Source organism: Aeromonas sp. Y311-2, from assembly GCF_027706025.1.
GTDB lineage: Bacteria > Pseudomonadota > Gammaproteobacteria > Enterobacterales > Aeromonadaceae > Aeromonas > Aeromonas veronii.
This window is the reverse complement of record NZ_JAPDCL010000004.1, coordinates 73351-94320: the sequence shown is the minus strand read 5'-3', so window position 1 is coordinate 94320 and position 20970 is coordinate 73351. Positions and strand designations below refer to the sequence as shown.

Here is a 20970-nt window from a genome sequence, read left to right as displayed (position 1 = left end):
CATGTTAGGCCTGCTCCGCCCCTTTGTTAAGCACGATGGTTAAGCGCGGCGGCGAGAATATGCAGCCTTTTATTCGGGCTCGGGCCCAACTTGCAGGGATTCGGCCAGAAAATCCCCCAGCAGGGTGATCTTGAGCACCTGCCGCCGCGCCGCCGGATAGATGAAGTAGAGGGTCTTGGCCGGGCTCTGATAGCGACCAAGCAGCGGCAGCAAACGCCCCGCAGCGATATGGTCACTCACCTGTTCGGCGGGCTGCAAGGTGATGCCAGCCCCGGAAAGTGCCGCCGTCAGCAGCGCCGGCCAGTGGTTGATGCGCAAGCGCGAGGCGACCCGCACCTCCTCGCTCTGACCATCCTCGCCAACAAATTGCCAACGCTCGTGCTCGCCCCAGTTGCCGTGCAGACACTGGTGGCGGGCGAGATCGGCCGGATGACGGGGCACGCCGTGGCGATTGAGGTAGTCGGGGGCAGCGCAGAGGCGGTAGTGCTGGGTCAGCAACGGACGGGCGATCAGCGCCTCATCCTGCGGGCGCAGGGTGCGGATGGCGGCGTCGAACCCCTCCTCCACCAGATCGACCCAGCGCGGAGTGAGCTGCAGATCCAGATCCAGCTTGGGGTAGCGGTCGATAAAAGCGGGCAGCAGCGGCACCAGCCGATGGTGGCCAAAACTGAGGGGGGCGGCGATGCGCAGCCGGCCGGCCGGCTCAGCCAACAGATTCTGGGTGAGCGATTCGGTCAATGCCAGCTCCTCCAGTACCCGCTGGCAGCGAGCCAAAAACAGCTGGCCCAGTTCGGTGAGAGTCTGCTGGCGGGTGGTCTTGTGAAACAGCTTGCCCCCCAGCCACTGCTCCAGTCCCAGCACATGCTTGCCCACCATCTGGGCGCTGATCCCCTCTTCGCTCGCCACGGCGCTGTAGGAGCCGAGATCCACCACCCGGGTGAAGATACGCATGCTGGTCAATCGGTCCACAACCGCTCCTTTGTTCGTTCCTGAGTAACACGACCCGCTACCGAGCCCTAATTCACAACCAAAAGTTTAGTAAGAAATGGATTTTAGCCAATTTACTCAACTTTTAGTTACCAATACAGTGATGCCATCCCTTCCCCACAGGATAAATTCCCATGAAAAGCACCTATCTGGCCGCCCTGCTGGTCGGTCTGCTGGCCAGCGGCGCCAGTCAGGCTGCCGAGAGCAGCTTTATCAGCAACCACGATCAAGCCCCAGCCTCAGCAACTCAAGCCCGGCCCGATATCTTTCGGGTCAGCCTGCTCGGCACCGGCACTCCGGTGCCCCAGATAAGCCGGGGCGGCTACAGCACCCTGGTCGAGGCAGGCAACCAGAAGCTGGTGTTCGATTTTGGCCGCAACTCCGCCACTCGCCTGTGGCAGCTGCATATCCCCATCGGCCGGGTCAACGCCTTCTTCCTCACCCACTTTCACTCCGACCACACCAACGGGCTGGCGGATCTCTGGCTGACCGGCTGGCTGCAACCGGCCTATGGCCAGCGCCACGCGCCGATGGAACTCTACGGCCCCAAAGGCACCACAGCTCTCGCCCGTGGCTTGCAGCAGGCCTACGCCACTGACATCGCCACCCGGGTCAAGGATGAGGGAACGCCGCTGGACGGGGTGGAGATCAACAGCCACGAGGTCACCGCCGGGGTGGTCTACAACCATGACGGGGTCAAGGTAACCGCCTTTGACAACGACCACGGGGTCAACATCAAGCCGTCATTCGGCTATCGCATCGACTACCACGGCCACAGCGTGGTGCTCTCCGGCGATACCCGTTACAGCCCCGAAGTAGTGAAGCAGGCCAAAGGGGCCGATCTGCTGGTGCACTGCGTCTCCATGACCTCTGCCGAGCAGGCGGCCCGGGTAATGAACGAAGCCAGACCGGCGCTGACCGTGTTCAGCCATATCGGCCTCAACGGCAAGATCAGGGTAAAAGATCTGGCGCAGGATCTGCGCGCCCGCTACACGGGCCCCTTCGTCATCGGCAACGACCTGATGCAGATTGATCTGCCCACCACGGCTTCCGGCAAGGGTTATGCCCTCTGGCAGTCGGAGAATATCGACAATAAATAGATGGCACGGATGCCGGTCAGCCATGGCCGGCATCCGCAATCGACACCGGGGGCTATCTTTAAGGGGTGTTTGACCACAAGGAGTTATCCCTATGAGCCTGAAATGGAAGCACCTCGCCCTGGCCACTCTTCCCTTGTTCGGCATGTCGGCCGCTCAGGCGGCAGTGTTGACCAGCCTTGAATGGCCCCCTTACACCAGCGCCAGCCTCCCTGAGCAGGGCAAGAGCAGTCAGGTGGTGACCGCAGCCTTTGCCCTGGCTGGCGACCCGCTGACTATCAAGTTCTATCCCTGGCAACGGGCCGTGGACGAGGCAACCAACAACCCCGAGGTACTGGGTTATTTCCCCGAGTATCTCGACCCCAAGAGCAGCTGCCTCTTCTCTGACCCCATAGGTAACGGCCCCCTCGGCTTTGCCCAGCGAGCCGATCAGCCGGTCACCTGGCAGAGCCTTGATGACCTCAAGGGCAAGAAAATTGGTGTCGTCACCGGCTATGTGAATACCACCGAGTTCGACGAAAAAGTGGCCAGCAAGGTGCTCTCGGCTGACGCCACCAGCTCGGACAGCCAGAACCTGCTCAAGCTCGGCAACGGTCGGCTCGATCTGGCGGTCATCGACCAGAATGTGATGACCTATCTGCTGGAGAGCGATCCCCAACTCAAGGACGTTGCCGCCAACCTCGGCTTCAACGGCAAGATCCTCGAGGACAAGTCCCTCCACGTCTGCTTTACCAACTCTGCCAAGGGGAAAAAGGCGCGGGACAAATTCAACAAGGCGCTGGCCAGCGACGAGGTGAAGAAGCTGATGAAGTAGCGATACCGCATCCGCTCACCACCCCAAACAGCCATAAAAAAGCCGCCTCTTGTGAGGCGGCTTCTTCATTCAACTTGGTAACCGGAGTTATCAGGCAATCAGCTTGTAGATGATACCGGACATGGCGATCAGGCCGATGATGGTCACGAAGCCGTTGCTGATGTTGCCAGCGTATTTGCGCATGGCCGGAACCTTGGTGATGGCGTACATCGGCATCAGGAACAGCAGCATTGCGATGATCGGGCCGCCCAGGTCTTCAATCATGCCGAGGATACTCGGGTTGATGGTAGCGATGGCCCAGGTGGTCAGGATCATGAACACGGCAGTGACTTTGTTCAGCTGCTTGGTATCAACGTTCTTGCCCTTCTCGCGCAGCGCCTTGGCCATCAGGCCGTTCATGCCTTCTTGCGCACCCAGGTAGTGACCCAGGAAGGATTTGCTGATGGCAACCATGGCGATCAGCGGAGCCACAGTACCGATAACCGGGTTATCGAAGTGGTTGGCCAGGTAGGACAGGATGGAGATGTTCTGTTCTTTGGCAGCAGCCAGGTCAGCCGGGGAGAGGCTCAGTACGCAGCTGAATACGAAGAACATAACTGTCATCACCATCATGACGTGGGCGCCCAGCAGGATGTTGCTGCACTTCTTCTCGGCACCTTCACCGTAACGACCTTTGTTGTCCACCGCGAAGGAGGAGATGATCGGGGAGTGGTTGAAGGAGAACACCATTACCGGGATAGCCAGCCACAGGGTCTTGATGAAGTCACCGTTGAAGGCGTCGGACAGGGCCGGAGCTTCAGTGATGATGGCACCGTTCCAGTGCGGGATCAGGTAGAACGCCAGACCCATCAGGGTGAGCACGAACGGGAATACCAGCACGCTCATCGCTTTGACGATAACCTGGCCGCCCAGACGAACAACCGCCATCAGACCGAGGATCAGGGCCAGTGACAGAACGGCACGGGGAGGTGCAGACATGCCCAGCTGGTGAACAATCACGCTCTCGACGGTGTTGGTGATGGCGACTGAATACATCAGCACGATCGGGTAGATGGCAAAGAAGTAGAGCAGGGTGATGAATTTGCCTGCGGTCTTGCCGAAGTGCTCTTCTACTACTTCAGTGATGTCGCCATCACGGGTAGAGCCGGACAGCACGAAGCGGGTCAGACCACGGTGAGCAAAGAAAGTCAGCGGCAGCGCCAGGATCAACATGGCAACCAGCGGCCACAGGCCACCTACACCGGCGTTGATTGGCAGGAAGAGCACACCGGCACCGATCGCGGTACCGTACAGACCCAGCATCCAGACCACATCGGCCTTGTTGACGCCGCGGGAGGTGTTGCTGGCTAAACGACCATCAGCTGCAATATTCATGTCAGACATACGTTGTTCCTGTCATCTAGGAAAATGGGATTCTTGTTTGGTCGGGCCTTGGCCCGGTTCCATCTCCCTGGAACGCCTGCTGTCCGTCCTTGATATTAACCTCTCGCCCCCCGGCAACCTGGCCATCACTCCTTGTGACAACAGGATTGCAACAAACAACAGTGCGAGATTTTGACCCTGAGGGTCGGCGCCCGTCTCACTTAACAACCGATTAACGTGCGCCACTCTTGATGGGCTGACTTTAATTAAATGCCCTTATTAATCACAGCGTTTTTTTGAATTAATCAACCAAAGTTTGATTTTGGTCGCCTTTCGGACGACCAAGATCACACTCAAAGTGCCTTATTGTGAGTTTTTTTTAACAATTCAACTTAGTTTCACTGGAATCAATGGCCTGCGAGCAGCTACATATTTGCAACAAGCCACCCGTTTAGCGCGGATTGTGTGCAGCACGGCCTTGGCGTACCCTTGTGACTCACGCCTTTTTGTTGATTGATGATGACCATTACCCGTACCGATCTCGCCGAACTGGCGGTGTTTGCCGCCGTCGCCCGCCACCGCAGTTTCAGCAAGGCCGCCCTCGAACTCGGCGTATCCGCCTCCGCCATCAGCCACAGTCTGAAGGGGATGGAGGAGCGACTGGGGGTGCGGTTGCTCAACCGCAGTACCCGGGCCGTGGTGCCGACCGAAGCGGGCCAACGGCTGCTCAAGCAGCTGCTCCCCACCCTCAATACCCTCGAAGAAGCGCTTGCCGAGCTGGCCCGCAACAGCGATGAACCGGTGGGCAGGCTCAAGCTCTGCGCCCCGCGCAACGCCATCGACAGCCTGCTGGCGCCGGTGCTCATCGACTATCTGGCCCGTTATCCGCGGATGCAGGTGGAAGTAGTGGAGCAGGAGCTGATGCCGCGCATGATCGAGGATGGCTTCGATGCCGCCCTCTTTTACGGGGATCTGCTGCCCAAGGAGATGATCGCCATTCCGCTCGGGCCGCCCCAGCGCTATCTGGTGGTAGGCTCCCCCGCCTATCTGGCGCAAAACGGCACGCCGGAGCACCCGAGCGAGCTGAGCCGCCACGCCTGCATCGGCTATCGCCTCACCCCGCACCACCACTACCGCTGGGCCTTTGCCGCCGATGGCAACCTGCTGGAGATAGAGGTAACCGGGCCGCTCACCACCAGCACCCCGGCTCTCTATCTGGGCGCTGCCGAAGCGGGTTTGGGACTGGCCTACTGCCTTGAGGAGGAGGTGAGCCAGAAGGTTGCAGAAGGGAAACTCATCACGGTACTGGAGCCATGGAGCCCCACCTTTGCCGGCTTCTATCTCTTCTATCCGAGCCGCCATCAGCTCGGCAGCGGGCTGCGCATCCTGATCGACATGCTCAAGGCGCACTATCAAAACAGCGGATTGATGAGTAACACTCAGCAATTCATCAAGTAGAAACCGGATTATCACCAAAAAAGTATTAATCTAGACTAACTGTTCGATAACCGAGCACATCGAGAGAACAGATATGTCTGCCTACTTCACATTACGGCAACGGGCCATGACCCGCCGCTTCTGGGCCTATGCCCTCCCTTCGATCCTTGCCATGCTGGTGTCCGGTGCCTACTACCTGGTCGATGGCATCTTCGTCGGCCACTATGTGGGGGCGGCCGGTCTTGCCGGCATCAATCTGGTCTACCCGGTCATCATGGTGCTGCTCGGTCTGGCCGCCATGATCAGCATGGGCGCCGCCACCGGCATCTCCTACCAGCAGGGCGCCCGCAACTTCGCGCTGGCCCGTCAGGCGCTGGTCAATGCCCTCTGGCTGCTGCTGGTGCTCGGTATTACCGCCCCCATCCTGCTCTATTACCTCCACACCGATATTCTGCTGGGGCTCGGCATCGAGCAGGGTACCGAGACCTGGAAGCAGGCGAGCGACTATCTGCTCTGGATTGGCGGCGGTACCCTGCTGCTGGCAAGCAACCTAGCGGTGCCCTATCTGCTGCGCAACGACGGTCGCCCGAAACTGGCCATGGTGCTGGTGAGCAGCGGCGCCGTGCTCAACATCCTGCTCAACTACGTGATGGTGGCCAGACTGGGGCTGGGACTGATCGGTACCGCCCAGGCGACCCTGATGGCGGAAGGGGCGGTGAGCCTGATCGGCCTTGGCTACTTCTTTACCCCCTGGGCCCGGCTGCGCCTCGGTTGGCGCGACATGGTGCCGAGCCTGCCCACGGTGCCGAACCTGCTCTTTACCGGCCTGCCGAGCCTGATTGCCCAGTTCAACCTCGGCCTGCTGCTGATGCTGCACAACAGCCAGCTGATGGTGTATGGCAATGTGAAGGATCTCGCCGGCTTTACCGTGGCCGGTTACACCGAGGCGGTCTTTATCGTCATCCTGCAGGGACTGGCCTTCGGCATTCAGCCGCTCATCAGCAAGGCGGCCGGGGCCAAGCGCAATCGCGACCTCAAGTATCTGATGGAGATGGGGCTCAAGTTCACCTTCATCTACGGCATGCTGGTCTGGATCACCATCCAGCTGCTGCCCCAGCAGGTAGCCATGCTCTATACCGGCGATGACGACCCCGAGCTGCTGGCCGCCGCCGTCAGCAGTCTGCTGCTCAATCTGGGCGCTATTCCGCTGGAGGGGATCATCATGTTCGGCATCGTGCTGCTGCAATCCATGGCCCGTACCCGTCAGGCGCTGGTCATCTCGATTGCCAAAACCTTGCTGCTGCTGCCGCTCATCTTCCTGCTGCCGCTGCTGTGGGGCCGTGATGGGGTACTGATGGCCCAGCCGGCCACCGTACTGCTGCTCACCCTGCCGCTCTGCTGGCTGCTGTGGCGTGAATGGCTGCGCCTCAAGCGCGCCTGCGCCCCCACAGCCAGGCGCCGCACCAAGCCTGTCAGGGCCGACGGGGCCATTCAGCTGGCTCGCTAAACTCTGCCCAAACCCTGCCTGCAATCGGCATAAAAAAACCGGCATCCCTGATGCCGGTTTTTTCATCTCTCACTGCCCGAGCCAACTCAAGCCATCACTTCCGGTCTGAGCTGGGCCATCAACCCGGGGTTGTCGCTGTAATCCACCGGAATGGCCACCACGGCCGGCCCCTCCACCGCCAGCGCGGCACGCAGGGTGGCGCGCAGCTCGTCGGCCGAGCGCACCGCAAAACCGGCCGCCCCGAACGACTCGGCGTAGCGCTTGAAGTCAATGGCGCCGAACGACACGCCTGAGGTGCGGCAATACTTCTGCTGCTCCTGGATCGCCACCATGTTGTAGCCGTTATCGACCCAGATGATGTGGACGATATTGCTCTTGAGCCGCACCGCCGTCTCCAGCTCCATGCTCGACTGCATGAAGCTGCCATCCCCCGATACCGAGATCACCTTCTCCCCCGGCCGCACCAGCGCGGCGCCGATAGCCCACGGCAGGGCGACCCCCATGGTCTGCTGACCGTTGGAGATCAGCACCTGACGGGCGCGGAAGCTGTAAAGGTAGCGAGCGATCCAGATATGGAAGCTGCCCATATCGACGCAGAGGGTCATGTCATCACGCACCAGATCCTGCAGCTCGCGCACGATCCGCAGCGGATGCACCGGCGTGCCGTGCAGATCGTCGGCCCGCATCGCCAGCCGCAGCCGCTGCTGACGCACCCCTTGCAGCAGGCGATCTACCTCGGGGATGCGCAGCTTGGGCGAACCCATCCGGCGGGTCAGTTGCAACAGGTTGGCGCGGATCGACCCCAGCAGCTCCGCCGCCGGGCAGTAGCAACTATCGATATCGGCGGGCAGCACATCGATATGGAGGATGCGGCGCACCCGGTCGCCATTCCACAGCACGGGGTCGTACTCGATGGGGCTGTAGCCGATGGCAATCACCAGATCGGCCCCTGCCAGCAGCTGATCCCCCGGCTGGTTGTTAAAGAGCCCCACCCGCCCGGCGAAATCATCGAAGTGGCAACTGTCGACCACCCCGGCCGCCTGATAGGTACCGGTCACCGGCAGCCGCGCCTTGTCGAGGAAGGCGCGCACAGCCTCGGCGTTCTCCGGCCGGCTCGCCATCAGGCCGAGCAGCACCACCGGATTGTCCGCCTCGCGAATGAGCTCGAGCGCCTGGGTCAGGCTCGCCTCGTCGGCGGCGCCGGGCTCCGGCATCTCGCGCGGCACCAGCACCTCCCCCTGCACCGGCTTGTTGATGATGTCCATCGGCAGGCTGACAAAGGCAGCACCCGGGCGGCCAAACTCAGCGGCACGAAAGGCGTTGGCCATCACCTCGGAGAGGGCCGCCCCGCTGTTGACCTGAGCGCTGAACTTGGTCACAGGACGGCAGAGGTTGACCGTATCCATGCTCTGGTGGGTGAGCTTGAGGCAGTCGGCGCGGCGCACCGCACCGCCCAGCGCCACCATGGGGTCCCCCTCCGAGGTGGCGGTCGCCAGCCCGGTAATAAGGTTGGAGCAACCGGGGCCCGAGGTGACCAGCGCCACCCCCGCCTTGCCGGTGAGACGCCCCACCGCGGCGGCCATAAAGGCGGCGTTGGCCTCGTGGCGCACCACTATGGTCTCGATGGGAGAGTCCTCCAGCGCATCGAACACCCGGTCAATCTTGGCACCGGGAATACCGAACACCTGCTTGACCCCCTGCGCCTCCAGATGGCGCACCACCAGCTCGGCGCCGCACTTCCACTGTCTGTTTTCCATGATATTGCTCCTTCTATATCAGCCTTCTGCGGCCTGAATGGCGCGATCGAGATCGGCGGGGTTGAGGTCGGCCTGCCGGAAAGCGGGATCCGATGGCAGGGCCAGATTGAGATGACGCACCACGGAGAGACGCAGGGTGCCGTGGGCCATGGTGTAGTCGAGCAGATGACCGCCGCCGCTGCGATCGGCGGTGATCATGTGCTCGTGAAAGCCCGCCACATTGATCCCCTGCACAAACGGCGGGCAGCGAAAGCCCACCAAAGTCCCCGCCACCGCGGCAAAGCGGAACAGCGGCTGCTGCTCGATGGCCTCCAGCATGGGGCGATAGGGCGGCTCCTGACGCGGCACGGTGCGCACCTTGGCCGACTCGAACTGGCCGTCGAGGCGCATGGCGACGAACACGTTGTCGGAGCCCACCAGTCGGTCGACCCACTCGTGAATTTCGTCGCGGCTGAGGGGATGGTCGAAACGGCGCTCCAGACAGGGGCGAAAGTGGGTCATCACCGCAAAGGGGGTCTTCTGATCGGCGCGGGCGGGCCGGGCCGAGCCATCGGCCCGCAACTGGTGGATCTGGCGCTCGAAGGCGATCAGCTCGCCATCGAGGTGGTTGAAGGTACCGAGACCAAAGTCGCCGTGGCGCAGCAGCTCGCTCATGGTGGTCTCCCCTTCGTAGACCCCCGCCAGCAGGGCGCTCATCAGCGAGCTTTGGTAGATCTCGCCGCCATCGTGCTGCCTGCGCCAGCGGGAAAACTGCTGGCTCACTTCGAGGGCACACGCGCATCCGGCACTGTCAGATGTTGCAATACGTTCCATTCGGGTTTCACCTCCGGCCTGAATCCTGTTAGCGTTCGGATTCAATGGTGACCCGGATCACATTTCAACGCCAATACACCGATCCCGCGACTTTGAGACTCTTTCGATATGGAACTGCGAACCCTGCGCTACTTCATGGCGGTCGTCGACAAACAGAACTTCACCCGGGCAGCCGAGGCGCTCAACATGGCCCAGCCGCCCCTGAGCCAGCAGATCCGCAAGCTGGAGGAGAGCCTCGGCACCCCGCTGCTGCGCCGCCTGACTCGCGGCGTCGAGCTGACCGAGGCGGGCGCGAGCCTCTATCGGGATGCCACCCAGATCCTGACGCTGGCCGATGCCGCCAAACAGAAGGTGAAGCGGATCGCCCGCGGCGAGCAGGGGGCGCTGCGCATCGGCTTTGCCGGCTCTACCGTGCTCCACCCCGCGGTGCTGACCCTGCTGCACGACTATCGGGAACGCTACCCCGAGGTGGCGCTCACCCCGCAGGAGGGCACCATGCCGGCACTGGTAGAGGCGCTGCGCCACGACCGGCTCGATGCTGCCATCCTGCGCCTCCCCTGCAGCGGCAGTCAGGGGCTGGATCACCACCTCATCGAACAGGAGCCGCTGCTGATCGCCCTGCCGACCAGCCATCCCAAGGCCAAGCCGGGCCCCTTGCCACTGGCCAGCCTGAAGGATGAGAGTTTTATTCTGTTTCCCCACGCCATCGGGCCCGGGCTCTATGACGGCATCGTGGGCCTCTGTCGGGAGGCTGGCTTCGAGCCGATATTGGGGCCCGAATGCCCGCAGGTGATCTCCACCGTCGGCATGGTGCAGGCGGGCTTTGGCGTAACCCTGGTGCCCAGCTCGGTGGCGGCGCTGCGCCCGCTCGGGGTCAGTTATCACCCCATTGAGGGCAACGGCATGATGACCAGTATCAGTCTGGCGACACGACCACACCCAGGTAGTGCCGTGCTGCGGCACTTTATCGCCCAGATCCGTTCCGCCCAGATACGACAAGGCCTCCCGAAGGAGGCCCTGTTGAACAAGCTTGAACCGGTTTGATGGCAAGCTTGCCTGATGCGACTGCTTATTTGACGGTACTGCTTATTTGACAGTCACGCGGGCAAACTTGCGCTTGCCGACCTGATAGACGGCGGTACCGGCACCGATGAGTGCCTTGCCATCGTCCAGCTTCTCGCCATCAACCTTGACCGCGCCCTGCTTGATCATCCGCAGCGCTTCGGAGGTGGTGGCCACCAGATCGGCCTCTTTCAGCAGGTTGGCAATGGCCAGACCTTCGCCTTCCAGTGCCAGCTCGACCTCCGGCATTTCGTCCGGGATGGCGTTCTTGGAGAAGCGCTGGGTGAAATCTTCGTGGGCCGCTTCAGCCGCCGCTTCGTCGTGATAACGGGCGATGATCTCTTTGGCCAGCCAGATCTTCACATCGCGCGGGTTGAGGGTACCGGCAGCGATGCCTGCCTTGAACTCTTCAATTTCGGCCAGCGGACGGAAGGAGAGCAGCTCGTAGTAGTTCCACATCAGATCGTCGGTGATGGACATGATCTTGCCGAACATCTCGCCCGGAGCGTCGTGGACGCCGATGTAGTTGCCTGCGGACTTGGACATCTTCTTGACGCCATCCAGACCCACCAGCAGCGGCATCATCAGCACGCACTGGGTCGCCATGCCGGCATCTTTTTGCAGCTCGCGGCCCATCAGCAGGTTGAACTTCTGGTCGGTACCGCCGAGCTCAACGTCCGCCTTCAGCGCGACCGAGTCATAGCCTTGCAGCAGCGGATAGAGGAATTCGTGAATCGCGATGGATTGGCCGCCGGTGTAGCGCTTTTTAAAGTCGTCGCGCTCCATCATGCGGGCCACGGTCTGCTTGGCCGCCAGCTTGATCATGCCGGTCGCACCCAGCTCGCTCAGCCAGGTCGAGTTGTACTCGATGCGGGTCTTGGCCGGGTCGAGGATCTTGAACGCCTGCTCGGCATAGGTGAGGGCGTTGTGCTTGATGGCCTCTTCGGAGAGCGGCGGACGGGTGGCGTTCTTGCCGGAGGGATCTCCCACCATGGCAGTGAAGTCACCGATCAGCAGGATCACTTCATGGCCCAGATCCTGGAAGGTCTTCAGCTTGTTGAGGATCACGGTATGCCCCAGGTGAATGTCGGGGGCGGTCGGGTCCATGCCCAACTTGATGCGCAGCGGGCGCCCTTCCTTCAACTTGGCGACAAGTTCTTCTTCAACCAGAATTTCTTCCGCTCCGCGCTTGATCTCGGCTAGCGCCACCTCGAGCTGGGACATTTTTTGACTCTCCATCACGATTCCACAGGGCCAAACATATTACTGGAATGGCGGGCCAATTGGAAAGGCTGTAAAATCCGTCCATTCTGCCCGACTTCATCTGCTTCTCATGGTTATTTGGCACGCCTTCAACGCACTCCCCCACTGGCACCGCAAGATGGTGCTGATCTTGAGCATCATGATCATGATGCTGGCTGCCTGGCCAAGCGAACAGGCAGTAGCAACACGGGTCGATGAAAACGGCAACGAAATTGCCCTGCGGGAACCGGCCAACGACAACGCGCTGAACGACGAGCTGACGGCCGAAGCCGCCCAGCCCGTTACCCCGCCCAAGCCTCGCTACATCACCAAGCAGGTGAAGGTGCGCCGTGGCGACAACATGGGGGTGATCTTCCAGCGCATTGGCCTGAGCACCACGGATCTGCACCTGATAGACCAGCTCGAGGGCAGCGATCCCCTGCGGATGCTGCAACCGGGGCAGGAGCTCACCTTCAAGCTCACCGAGAACGGCGAGCTGCACAGCCTATATTACCCCCACAGTCTGGAGCAGGCGCTCAAGGTGAGCCGCAAGGAGGAGACCTTTGTCGCTCGCAACGTCAAGATCGCCCTCGACACCCGCGAACAGGTGAGCAAAGGGGAGATCCGCTCCAGCTTCTGGGGCGCCGCGGTGGATGCGGGGATGACCGAAGATCAGATCATGGACTTGGCCGCCATCTTCGGCTGGGACATCGACTTTGCCCAGGACTTGCAGCCGGGGGACAGCTTCCGGGTGGTCTATGAAGACAAGTTCCGCGACGACGAGCGGGTCGCCTCCGGCGATATTCTGGCGGCGGAGTTCGTCAACCAGGGCACCGCCTACCGCGCCGTGCTCAATGAAGATGGCAACTACTACACCCCGGAAGGCAAAGCGATGCGCAAGAGCTTCCTGCGCGCGCCGGTCAACTTCAAATACATCAGCTCCAACTTCAACCCGCGCCGCCTCCATCCTGTGACCGGCAAGATCCGCCCCCATAACGGCATCGACTATGTGGCGCCGGTGGGCACCCCCATCATGGCAGCGGGCTCCGGCAGCGTGGTGGCTGCCGGTTACAACCAGTTCAACGGCAACTACGTCTTTATCAAGCATGCCGGCAACTATGTGACCAAGTACCTGCACCTCTCCAAGCGCACCGTCAACAAGGGACAGCGGGTGAAGCAGGGGCAGACCATCGGCACTCTGGGTGGCACCGGTCGCGTCACCGGCCCGCATCTGCACTACGAATTCGTGGTGGGCGGCATTCACAAGAACCCGCGCACCCTCACCCTGCCGCAGGCAGAGACCCTGAGCGGACGCGAGCTGGCCAACTTCAAAAAGCTGGCTATGCCGCAACTGGCCAAACTCGACAACCCCGAGCTGCAGCTGGCCCAGAACAAGCGGGATAGTCGCGGCAACTAAGCCATCAGGGCTGGCAGGGTGAAGGCCCTGCCAGCCCCTTTTATTGAACCCGCGCCAGGAAACCAGATTGAAATGAGTCCAATTTCGGACATAAGATGAGATGGAACACTGGGAGCGGCATGTGGCACGGAAGTAAGGGCTTATCTATCCTGTCTCTCTCACTCTTTTTCCGGTCCGCATTGAGGATGCAACATGGTTGAGCGTTATATCGGTCTGATGTCAAAGACCACGCTATGTGGCATGGGATGAAAGCCGTACCCCTCTTCACCCTCTCTGCACACCGCATTTTCAAGCAGCAATGTAAGGAGACACCATGGCTGAGCGCTATATCGGTCTGATGTCGGGAACCAGCATGGACGGCATTGATGCCGTGCTGGTGATGATCGCCGGGGATGAACTGCGGGTCGAAGCGGCGCTTTGTCACCCCTGGCCGCAAGAGACCGCACGCACGCTGCATGCCCTCTGCACCCCGGGCGACAACGAAATCGACCGCATGGGTGTGGCCGATAATCTGGTGGCGCGAGAGTTTGCCGCCGCCACCCACGCGTTGCTGGCCAAGGCGCGGCTTGAGCCCAAAGATATTCGCGCCATCGGCAGCCACGGCCAAACCATCCGCCATCGCCCCCAGCTTGGCTTTACCCTGCAGATCGGCAACGCCGCCCTGCTGGCCGCCCTGACCGGCATCGACGTTATCGCCGATTTTCGCACCATGGATATGGCCCTCGGCGGTCAGGGAGCGCCGCTGGTGCCCGCCTTCCATCAGGCACTGTTTGCCAAGCCCGGCGCCCTGCGGGTGGTACTGAACCTCGGCGGCATCGCCAATATCTCGGTGCTGCCAGGCAATCCGGGCGGGGTATATGGTTTTGATACCGGCCCTGCCAACACCCTGCTCGATGGCTGGTATCGCCGCCATCAGCCCCACGGCGGCAGCTATGACGCCGGTGGCAAATGGGCCGCCAGTGGCAAGCCCATCCCGGCCCTGCTGGAAAAACTGCTGGCTCACCCCTACTTCGCCGCCCCCGCCCCCAAGAGCACAGGACGGGAGATGTTTACCCTCGATTGGCTCGATGGCGAGCTGGCAGGCACTTCATACGCCCCCGTGGATGTGCAGCGCACCCTGCAGGCACTCACCTGCCACAGCATCGCCCGCCAACTGCCCGCCCGGCCCGAGTCAGTCGGTACCAGCCAGCCGAAAGCCGAGCTGTTTGTCTGCGGCGGCGGCGCCCATAACACCCCCTTGCTGAAGGAGCTGGCCAGCCTGCTGACTGCATGGCGCATCGCCAGCACTGCCGAGCTGGGCCTTGCCCCCGACTGGGTGGAAGGCGCAGCCTTTGCCTGGCTGGCCATGTGCTTTGTCCACCGCAAGCCGGGCAACCTGCCCGCCGTCACCGGTGCCAGCCGTCCGGCTGTACTGGGTGCACTTTATCCCGCCTGAGTGATGACAAGGGGGCTGCGGATCAGTGTGCCCCCTTGAACAGACGCACAACCTGTTGCCGGATCGGTGCAAACAGCGGGGGCTTTGGCGGCTCCAGATTGATATGGCGCCGCCCGGCACGGGTTTCACAGCGAAGCAGATTCTGGATGTAGTGGTGGTGGGAGCGATGGATCAGCTGTGAAGCCTGATACGCCCACAGTCTGGGCACGCCCCACAAGGTGCTGGCAATCGCACCGACGATGCAGAAGAAAGCGGGCTCCTGAATTCCCATCCGGCTGGCGTTCTCCAGCGCCTCCTTGAGCGAGTTGGAGTGGGCAATACAGGTCATGATATTGACCATGAAGGCGTCGTAATCATCCTCCCCACCCTTGCCAACACGCGCCGTCAGGGTCGCCGCGGGCTGATAACCAAACTGATGGCCGATATTTTCCAACACCGTATTCCGCTGGCGGATCACCTTGCCATAAAACATCAGCATCACCATGCAGTCGATCGCCTTGCACAGCGCCTCGTAGTGGGGATGGCTCTTCTTGGGACGCGGCGCCGTGGCGAGGGCCAGCTCTTCAGAGATGGCCAGCAGGCCCACAGGTACGGCGGTGCTGACAAACGAGAGGTCAATCGACAGCTCCAGCCCCTCCTCCCCTTCCATGCGGGCCACAATCACATGTTCGCCAAACAGCCGACGCTGGCGCTCGATAAAGGCGCCAAAGACCAGATCACGAAACTGCTTTTGCGGATAAGGGGTATCGAGCAGGCTCTCGATGGTCATGATGGCGGCGGATACCCGGCCACGCAGTCGGTAATCGGCCGGAATGGGAAAACTCTTTCCCAGGCGAGGAGGTAACCGCTGCCCAGATGTTTGACAATACATATCGCCCAGAACGAAACCCAGCATAAATCCTCCACAGTCAGGTAATGATGATCGCGACGCGATCTCGCTTGCCAATCCTGGGCAATGGCCTGCCGGTGCATCGATGCTCTCCGTCAGGGCTCCTTGATCACCTTATTAATCATACGATTAATAGCGATTGAAAAAAGCGACCTGACTCGCAATCACGCCACTAATTAACAGTTTCATCAAGAAACCATAAGAAGCGGTCGATAAATCCATTTTTTGACGTATTTACCTTTAAAAACAACATATTGAACTTTGCGCCTGCGAAATCACCTGAACTGTTCCAGAGCCCTGAAAACCATCCCAATCATCACAACCAGCCACAGATAAGAGGGAGATCAGACAAAGCCGCAAAAAAAGTGGAAAAAGCGACGACGCGGGGCAACCCCACCCATCGGGGGATGCAACCGGCGTGAAGATAAGCGAATTACCACCACCTCCCCTTCCTCATCCAGCGCCACATCTCATCCAGCACCACAGCTCCCGCACTCCGTCACGCCAACGCCATGCTCCCCACTCCTGTGCAGCAGGGGCAGATCCGCCGTGCAAATTCATGGCATAGAATTTTATGGCGTTAATAACAGATCCCGGCTGCCAGCAAGGCGTCATCGAGTATGCAGGAATAATCATTAACAGAGAGGAATGCAAAAGCCATGAATTATATTCCAGAGGTATCTTTAATAAGGTGGATATGCATATTCACGGGAATTTTCATAGCCCCTTAAAAGAGCTGAAAACAGATATCCATGCACCATAACATGCATTATTTGCACATCGGCGCATAATATTAACCCTTTATTCACACGCCAATATCCCGAAGAGGGGGAGAGCAAACCCAGTCAGGGCAAGGCTGTCCGCCGGTTCGGCACCATTTGCGCACAAATTGGCTCCTATTTCGGGTGAATTGAATAGCAATATGATTAAATTTGCACCCATTGAGCCATCTCATAGAAATGCAATCAGCGGTTTGCAACCCCTGATAGCCACTCATAGAATCGCAGCGTCTGAAATATCTACCCTGTCCTCTTCTCCCTTATTCCTCTCAGTAATTGAGTGGATCACAAATAATAACCGGGGATGCCGCCGCTGGCGCAGTGGCCATGGCGCACAACAAGATGGGGTAAACCTGTACCTGAATGAACAACAAATATTAAAAAGAGGCATATCTATGAGTGGCACCATCATCAAGTCGGCAAGAAATACCCCCCATGCACCCCAGGATCTGGGCCCCTGCACCCAAACGGTGGCGTTTTCTCATTACAACAATATCTCCGCCCAGCTGCCGGTCGATCCCGCCACCGGCAAGATGGTGAGCGGCAATGTCACCGCGCAGGCCAGACAGTGCCTGAGCAACCTCAAGGCAATCATCGAGAGCATCGGCCATGTGATGGACGATATGGTGAAAGCGACCATCTTCCTGAAAGAGATGGCGGATCTGGAAGCGGTCAACGCCGTCTATCGCGAATTCTTCCCGGGCTATCTGCCGACCCGCACCACCCTCGCCGTCGCCGCCCTGCCGCTGGGTGCGCTGGTGCAGATCGATGCCATCATCTCCAACGGCGAAGGCACCTTCCCGCAAGATCCTTGCCCGCTGGTGAAGCTCGCCAGCAACAGTGACAAGGCGCCGCACAATCCGCTCTCCACCCATACCGTGGCCTTCTCCCACTACAACAATATCGGCGCCCAGCTGCCGGTCGATGCGGCCTCGGGCCAGCTGGTTGCCGGTGGCATCAAGGAGCAGGCGGGCCAGTGCCTGCGCAATATCAAGGCGGTGCTGGAGAGCATCGACGTGCCGTTTGACGATATCGTCAAGGTGACCGTCTATCTGACCGATCTGGCCGATCTGGAGGCCGTCAACGAGGTCTACACCACCTTCTTCCCCGACTCCGCCATCGCCCGCTCCGTCGCCTATCTGCCCGCCCGCTCGGTAGTCAGTGCCGCAGCCCTGCCCATGGGGGCACGGGTGCAGATGGATGCGGTCATCTCCCACGGTGACGGCACCCCGCCGCAACTGGTGGAAGACAGACACAATCTGGTGATCCGTGCCCGTAATACCGACAAGGCACCACGCAGCCCGCTCCATTGCCAGACTGTCGCCTTCTCCCACTACAACCATCTCTCTGCGCAGTTACCGATTGACCCCGCCACTGGCAAGATCCTGGCTGGCTGCATCAAGGAGCAGACCGCCCAGTGCCTGAGCAATATCAAGGCAATTGTGGAGAGCATCGGCCATGTGATGGACGATATCGTCAAGGTCAATATCCAGCTCGGCAATATCGCCGATCTGGATGCGGTCAACGCCATCTACACCAAATATTTCCCGGGTTATCTGCCTGCCCGCACCGTATTCGGAGTCAGCGAACTACCCGCTGGCGCCCTGGTACAAATTGATGCGGTAATGTCGAATGCGGAAAGCACCCCGCCGCAGGTGTAATGTTGCGGGAAATAAAAAAGAGACCGGCTGATGGCCGGTCTATTTTTACATGCCAGACAAAGGGATGGCCCCTCAGCCCTCGATATCGCGGTTCCTGATCGCCACTCTGACCGCCTCTGCGGTAGTGGCCACCCCCAGCCGACGGCGGGCACTGCGCAGATGGTTCTCGACCGTGCGCACCGAAAGCTTCAGGGTGGTGGCGATATCGGCATGGCGCCAACCCCGGGAGACCCACTCCAGCACTTCGCGCTCGCGCCCAGTGAGGCCACGCTCGTGACCCGCTACAGGCATCTCCATCAGGCGACGAGCTGCATGAAAAGCCGCCGCCGCGATCAGCGCAAGGCCAACCCGAGCGGGAGCGCTGGCATCGATCTGATCGCCACCAAAGCTCATCGCCCCTTCCAGTCCCAACGGCCCATAGACGGGAACCTGCAAGCCATGTCGGCCCGGCCCCTCAGGCTGGCGAACGATACGGTACTGCTCGCCAGCAGCGCCAACCGTTTTGCTCCAGAAGAAGGGCTGGTCTCGCTCCCTGATATGCATCGCCATCGGGCACTCGCGCATATAGGCATGCAGGTCGACCGCCTCGCCGCTCTCCAGCCACTCCCCCTCCAGCCAGTAGAGATGCTCGACCACCCCCTCCTCGCTGGCACTGATGGAGAAGAGCGCAAAGCGGTGATACCCCAGCGGGGTGGCAAAGGCGCGCACCAGTTGCTGGATCTCCTCCAGCCGCTGGCACCCTTCCAGCGCCACCGCGACCTGCAATGCATTCGCTGGCGATGACGACAACCTCATCGCTTGGCAACCGCCTCCAGCAAGGTGGTGGCGGCCAGCTTGCCGAGGTTATTACCAGCCAGCGGGCTGTCACCGGTCAGCAGATTGCGATCCCGGCACACCTCTCCCGAGATGCCGTTGTTGACGATCTCAAAGCCAATCTCTTTGAGTTTCTCGCCAAACTTCCAGGTAAGGTGGCCAGGCATATAGCCAATTGCCGGGGTCTGGGCATCCAGCTCATCGGGGAAAGCGCAGATCTTGTAGCCCGCGAAGGTCTCTGGATTGGCCACCGCCAGCAGCGCAGCAGGCCCGTGACAGAGGGAGATGATGAAGCGATCGTTGGCCATCGCCCACTCCAGCAGCGCTTTCACCTCGGCACTCTGCGGCAGCCCCATCAGGGCGCCGTGCCCGCCGGGAATAAAGACGCCGATATAGTCGGAGTCGGCGGCCAGCGCATCTTTCAGCAAGTCGGCCAGCTTGGCCGGTTGGCGGAACTGCGCCTGATATTTGGCATAGAGTCCCAGCACCTCTTCGTCTTCGCCGGGCATGGCCCACCACTCGAACTTGACCGGATTGCCGGAGAGGGTGGCCATATCAAAGGCAAAGCCCGCCTTGTCGAGGTGATACATGGGCAGCAGGGTTTCGACCGGATGGTTGCCGGTGGAAAACAGGGTGCCGTTGTCGGTGGGCAGATAACGCTCATCGGCACCGATCAGCAGGATCTTCCAGCGCCCCTCCCGATAGGGAGCGGGATAGTCGGCCCCGGCAAGGTCAGATTTGCGCGAGGTGAACTGGCTCAGGGAGTAGGGCGACGGGAAGAAGGCATTCTGCTCTGCCGGATCCGGGGTCGGTTGTTTATCGTCAACAAGCATGTCGGTCATGGGTCAGGCTCCAGTAGTGGTGGACTCGGTCTCACAGTATTGACTGTCAGAGACCAAGTAAATGAGGGTTTTCCCTCAACCGCCATGACTATGGCAAGAGGTGTGACCACGCTGCGACAAAACCTGAACAGAATCCCCGCCAGACTTAGGCCATTGCGGCAAATGCCCTGACGATAACATCCATGACCGCCCTGACCCGCGCGGCATGTTGCACATCCTGATGGGTCACCAGCCACACATCGTAGGATTGCTGTAACTGCCGCTCGGGCCAGACCCGCACCAACCCGGCTTGCTCTGCGAGCGGAACCGCTACCTCGCCAAGCCCCAGCCCCATCAACAGGGCCTGACGCAGCATCAGGCTGGTATTGACTCCCGCGGCGACCGTGGCTCCCTCGGCCGCCTCTTCGAGCATCATGGGGGATCGCGCGCTCTGCCAGTAGGGCTCATACACCACCAGCGAATGGCCCGCAAAACCGGTGCCCGCTTCGGGAATACCATGGCGAGCCAGATAGTCGGCGGAGGCATACAACCCGACCGGCCAGGAGGCCAGCTTGCGAATAATCAGGTCGGGATTGTCCGGCTTCACCGTCCGGATCGCGATATCCGCTTCCCGCAGGGACAGATTGACCACCTGGGTCGAGGTATTGAGGATGACCCTGATATCGGGATAACGCTGATGCAGCTCGGTCAGAGCCGGTATCAGGAAATCCATCCCCAGGGTGTCTGTGGTCGCCACGCTGACCTCCCCAACCAGGCGGTTGTCGACCCCTTGCGCCGCCCGCACAAAATCAATGGCCGCCAGCTCCATCTGCTGGGCGCTGGCCAGCACTATCTCTCCGACATGAGTCAGCACATACCCTTTGGATGTGCGGAGAAACAGCGTGGCCGCCAGACGATGCTCCAGTGCGGCAATCCGTCTGCCAATGGTGGCCTGATCGACCCCGACCACACGGGCGGCGCCCCTCAGGCTCCCTTCCCGATGCAACGCCAGAAAAATTTTCGCATCATCCCAGTTCATCACGACTCCCGATTGAAATGCATTTTTGCATTACAGGT

General features: G+C 60.6%; 17 protein-coding genes. 8 read left to right on the top strand and 9 right to left on the bottom strand.

Annotated features, from left to right (window positions below):
• Positions 1 to 69: 69 nt before the first annotated feature.
• Positions 70 to 969, bottom strand: coding sequence for a LysR family transcriptional regulator (locus OKC42_RS05635; RefSeq protein WP_064337066.1), 900 nt, complete (start codon positions 967 to 969; stop codon positions 70 to 72).
• Between the two features lie 152 nt (positions 970 to 1121).
• Between OKC42_RS05635 and OKC42_RS05630 the strand changes: the two genes are divergently transcribed.
• Positions 1122 to 2087 (top strand): MBL fold metallo-hydrolase, encoded by a 966-nt coding sequence (locus OKC42_RS05630; protein WP_151286709.1) that lies wholly within the window; start codon positions 1122 to 1124, stop codon positions 2085 to 2087.
• Between the two features lie 91 nt (positions 2088 to 2178).
• Positions 2179 to 2898, top strand: a complete 720-nt coding sequence (locus OKC42_RS05625) for a substrate-binding periplasmic protein (protein ID WP_151286710.1) — start codon at positions 2179 to 2181, stop codon at positions 2896 to 2898.
• 90 nt (positions 2899 to 2988) lie between these two features.
• On the opposite strand, the gene OKC42_RS05620 is transcribed toward OKC42_RS05625, so the two are convergent.
• Positions 2989 to 4281, bottom strand: a complete 1293-nt coding sequence (locus OKC42_RS05620) for an HAAAP family serine/threonine permease (protein ID WP_005338498.1) — start codon at positions 4279 to 4281, stop codon at positions 2989 to 2991.
• A gap of 498 nt (positions 4282 to 4779) precedes the next feature.
• On the opposite strand from OKC42_RS05620, the gene OKC42_RS05615 reads away from it, so the two are divergent.
• Together OKC42_RS05615 and OKC42_RS05610 are read left to right on the top strand one after the other, a co-directional pair.
• The gene (locus OKC42_RS05615; protein WP_071912199.1) at positions 4780 to 5718 is read left to right on the top strand and encodes a LysR family transcriptional regulator; all 939 of its coding nucleotides are present in this window, start codon (positions 4780 to 4782) and stop codon (positions 5716 to 5718) included.
• A gap of 73 nt (positions 5719 to 5791) precedes the next feature.
• A complete protein-coding gene (locus OKC42_RS05610; RefSeq protein WP_151286711.1) occupies positions 5792 to 7204 on the top strand; it encodes an MATE family efflux transporter in 1413 nt (470 codons plus the stop codon).
• 86 nt (positions 7205 to 7290) lie between these two features.
• Here the strand turns inward: OKC42_RS05610 and alsS are convergent, their stop codons facing one another.
• Complete coding sequence (gene alsS, locus OKC42_RS05605) at positions 7291 to 8961, bottom strand: acetolactate synthase AlsS (RefSeq protein ID WP_118854201.1); 1671 nt, start codon at positions 8959 to 8961, stop codon at positions 7291 to 7293.
• Between the two features lie 18 nt (positions 8962 to 8979).
• Positions 8980 to 9774 carry an acetolactate decarboxylase gene (budA, locus tag OKC42_RS05600; protein WP_151286712.1) on the bottom strand — a complete coding sequence of 265 codons (795 nt, stop codon included), beginning with the start codon at positions 9772 to 9774 and terminating at the stop codon, positions 8980 to 8982.
• A 108-nt stretch (positions 9775 to 9882) separates the two neighbouring features.
• Here budA and OKC42_RS05595 point away from each other — a divergent pair, with 108 nt between their 5' ends.
• Entirely contained in the window at positions 9883 to 10818 is a 936-nt protein-coding gene (locus OKC42_RS05595; RefSeq protein ID WP_151286713.1) for a LysR family transcriptional regulator, read from the top strand.
• Between the two features lie 42 nt (positions 10819 to 10860).
• Here OKC42_RS05595 and tyrS read toward each other — a convergent pair whose 3' ends face one another.
• Positions 10861 to 12060 carry a tyrosine--tRNA ligase gene (gene tyrS, locus OKC42_RS05590; protein ID WP_151286714.1) on the bottom strand — a complete coding sequence of 400 codons (1200 nt, stop codon included), beginning with the start codon at positions 12058 to 12060 and terminating at the stop codon, positions 10861 to 10863.
• Positions 12061 to 12169: 109 nt separating this feature from the next.
• Here tyrS and OKC42_RS05585 point away from each other — a divergent pair, with 109 nt between their 5' ends.
• The gene (locus OKC42_RS05585; RefSeq protein ID WP_111901543.1) at positions 12170 to 13495 is read left to right on the top strand and encodes a peptidoglycan DD-metalloendopeptidase family protein; all 1326 of its coding nucleotides are present in this window, start codon (positions 12170 to 12172) and stop codon (positions 13493 to 13495) included.
• Positions 13496 to 13808: 313 nt separating this feature from the next.
• The gene (locus OKC42_RS05580) at positions 13809 to 14930 is read left to right on the top strand and encodes an anhydro-N-acetylmuramic acid kinase (protein ID WP_151286716.1); all 1122 of its coding nucleotides are present in this window, start codon (positions 13809 to 13811) and stop codon (positions 14928 to 14930) included.
• A 22-nt stretch (positions 14931 to 14952) separates the two neighbouring features.
• Here OKC42_RS05580 and OKC42_RS05575 read toward each other — a convergent pair whose 3' ends face one another.
• Positions 14953 to 15825 (bottom strand): hypothetical protein, encoded by an 873-nt coding sequence (locus OKC42_RS05575; protein WP_019445246.1) that lies wholly within the window; start codon positions 15823 to 15825, stop codon positions 14953 to 14955.
• A 1168-nt stretch (positions 15826 to 16993) separates the two neighbouring features.
• On the opposite strand from OKC42_RS05575, the gene OKC42_RS05570 reads away from it, so the two are divergent.
• Positions 16994 to 18259: a RidA family protein gene (locus OKC42_RS05570; RefSeq protein ID WP_151286717.1), complete on the top strand. Its 1266-nt coding sequence runs from the start codon at positions 16994 to 16996 to the stop codon at positions 18257 to 18259.
• A gap of 72 nt (positions 18260 to 18331) precedes the next feature.
• On the opposite strand, the gene OKC42_RS05565 is transcribed toward OKC42_RS05570, so the two are convergent.
• From OKC42_RS05565 to OKC42_RS05555, 3 genes are all read right to left on the bottom strand, one after another.
• A complete protein-coding gene (locus tag OKC42_RS05565; protein ID WP_081042825.1) occupies positions 18332 to 19054 on the bottom strand; it encodes a PA1136 family autoinducer-binding transcriptional regulator in 723 nt (240 codons plus the stop codon).
• A complete protein-coding gene (gene hchA, locus OKC42_RS05560) occupies positions 19051 to 19914 on the bottom strand; it encodes a glyoxalase III HchA (RefSeq protein WP_151286718.1) in 864 nt (287 codons plus the stop codon). Before hchA ends, OKC42_RS05565 begins: the two co-directional genes overlap by 4 nt.
• Positions 19915 to 20059: 145 nt before the next feature.
• Entirely contained in the window at positions 20060 to 20932 is an 873-nt protein-coding gene (locus OKC42_RS05555) for a LysR family transcriptional regulator (RefSeq protein WP_151286719.1), read from the bottom strand.
• Positions 20933 to 20970 lie beyond the last annotated feature (38 nt).

Bases quoted from the DNA above. Each gene is read 5' to 3' on its own strand.
- OKC42_RS05630 (WP_151286709.1), top strand. From the start codon at position 1,122: ATGAAAAGCACCTATCTGGCCGCCCTGCTGGTCGGTCTGCTGGCCAGC.
- OKC42_RS05625 (WP_151286710.1), top strand. From the start codon at position 2,179: ATGAGCCTGAAATGGAAGCACCTCGCCCTGGCCACTCTTCCCTTGTTC.
- OKC42_RS05620 (WP_005338498.1), bottom strand. From the start codon at position 4,281: ATGTCTGACATGAATATTGCAGCTGATGGTCGTTTAGCCAGCAACACC.
- OKC42_RS05615 (WP_071912199.1), top strand. From the start codon at position 4,780: ATGACCATTACCCGTACCGATCTCGCCGAACTGGCGGTGTTTGCCGCC.
- OKC42_RS05610 (WP_151286711.1), top strand. From the start codon at position 5,792: ATGTCTGCCTACTTCACATTACGGCAACGGGCCATGACCCGCCGCTTC.
- alsS (WP_118854201.1), bottom strand. From the start codon at position 8,961: ATGGAAAACAGACAGTGGAAGTGCGGCGCCGAGCTGGTGGTGCGCCAT.
- budA (WP_151286712.1), bottom strand. From the start codon at position 9,774: ATGGAACGTATTGCAACATCTGACAGTGCCGGATGCGCGTGTGCCCTC.
- OKC42_RS05595 (WP_151286713.1), top strand. From the start codon at position 9,883: ATGGAACTGCGAACCCTGCGCTACTTCATGGCGGTCGTCGACAAACAG.
- tyrS (WP_151286714.1), bottom strand. From the start codon at position 12,060: ATGTCCCAGCTCGAGGTGGCGCTAGCCGAGATCAAGCGCGGAGCGGAA.
- OKC42_RS05585 (WP_111901543.1), top strand. From the start codon at position 12,170: ATGGTTATTTGGCACGCCTTCAACGCACTCCCCCACTGGCACCGCAAG.
- OKC42_RS05580 (WP_151286716.1), top strand. From the start codon at position 13,809: ATGGCTGAGCGCTATATCGGTCTGATGTCGGGAACCAGCATGGACGGC.
- OKC42_RS05575 (WP_019445246.1), bottom strand. From the start codon at position 15,825: ATGCTGGGTTTCGTTCTGGGCGATATGTATTGTCAAACATCTGGGCAG.
- OKC42_RS05570 (WP_151286717.1), top strand. From the start codon at position 16,994: ATGAGTGGCACCATCATCAAGTCGGCAAGAAATACCCCCCATGCACCC.
- OKC42_RS05565 (WP_081042825.1), bottom strand. From the start codon at position 19,054: ATGAGGTTGTCGTCATCGCCAGCGAATGCATTGCAGGTCGCGGTGGCG.
- hchA (WP_151286718.1), bottom strand. From the start codon at position 19,914: ATGACCGACATGCTTGTTGACGATAAACAACCGACCCCGGATCCGGCA.
- OKC42_RS05555 (WP_151286719.1), bottom strand. From the start codon at position 20,932: ATGAACTGGGATGATGCGAAAATTTTTCTGGCGTTGCATCGGGAAGGG.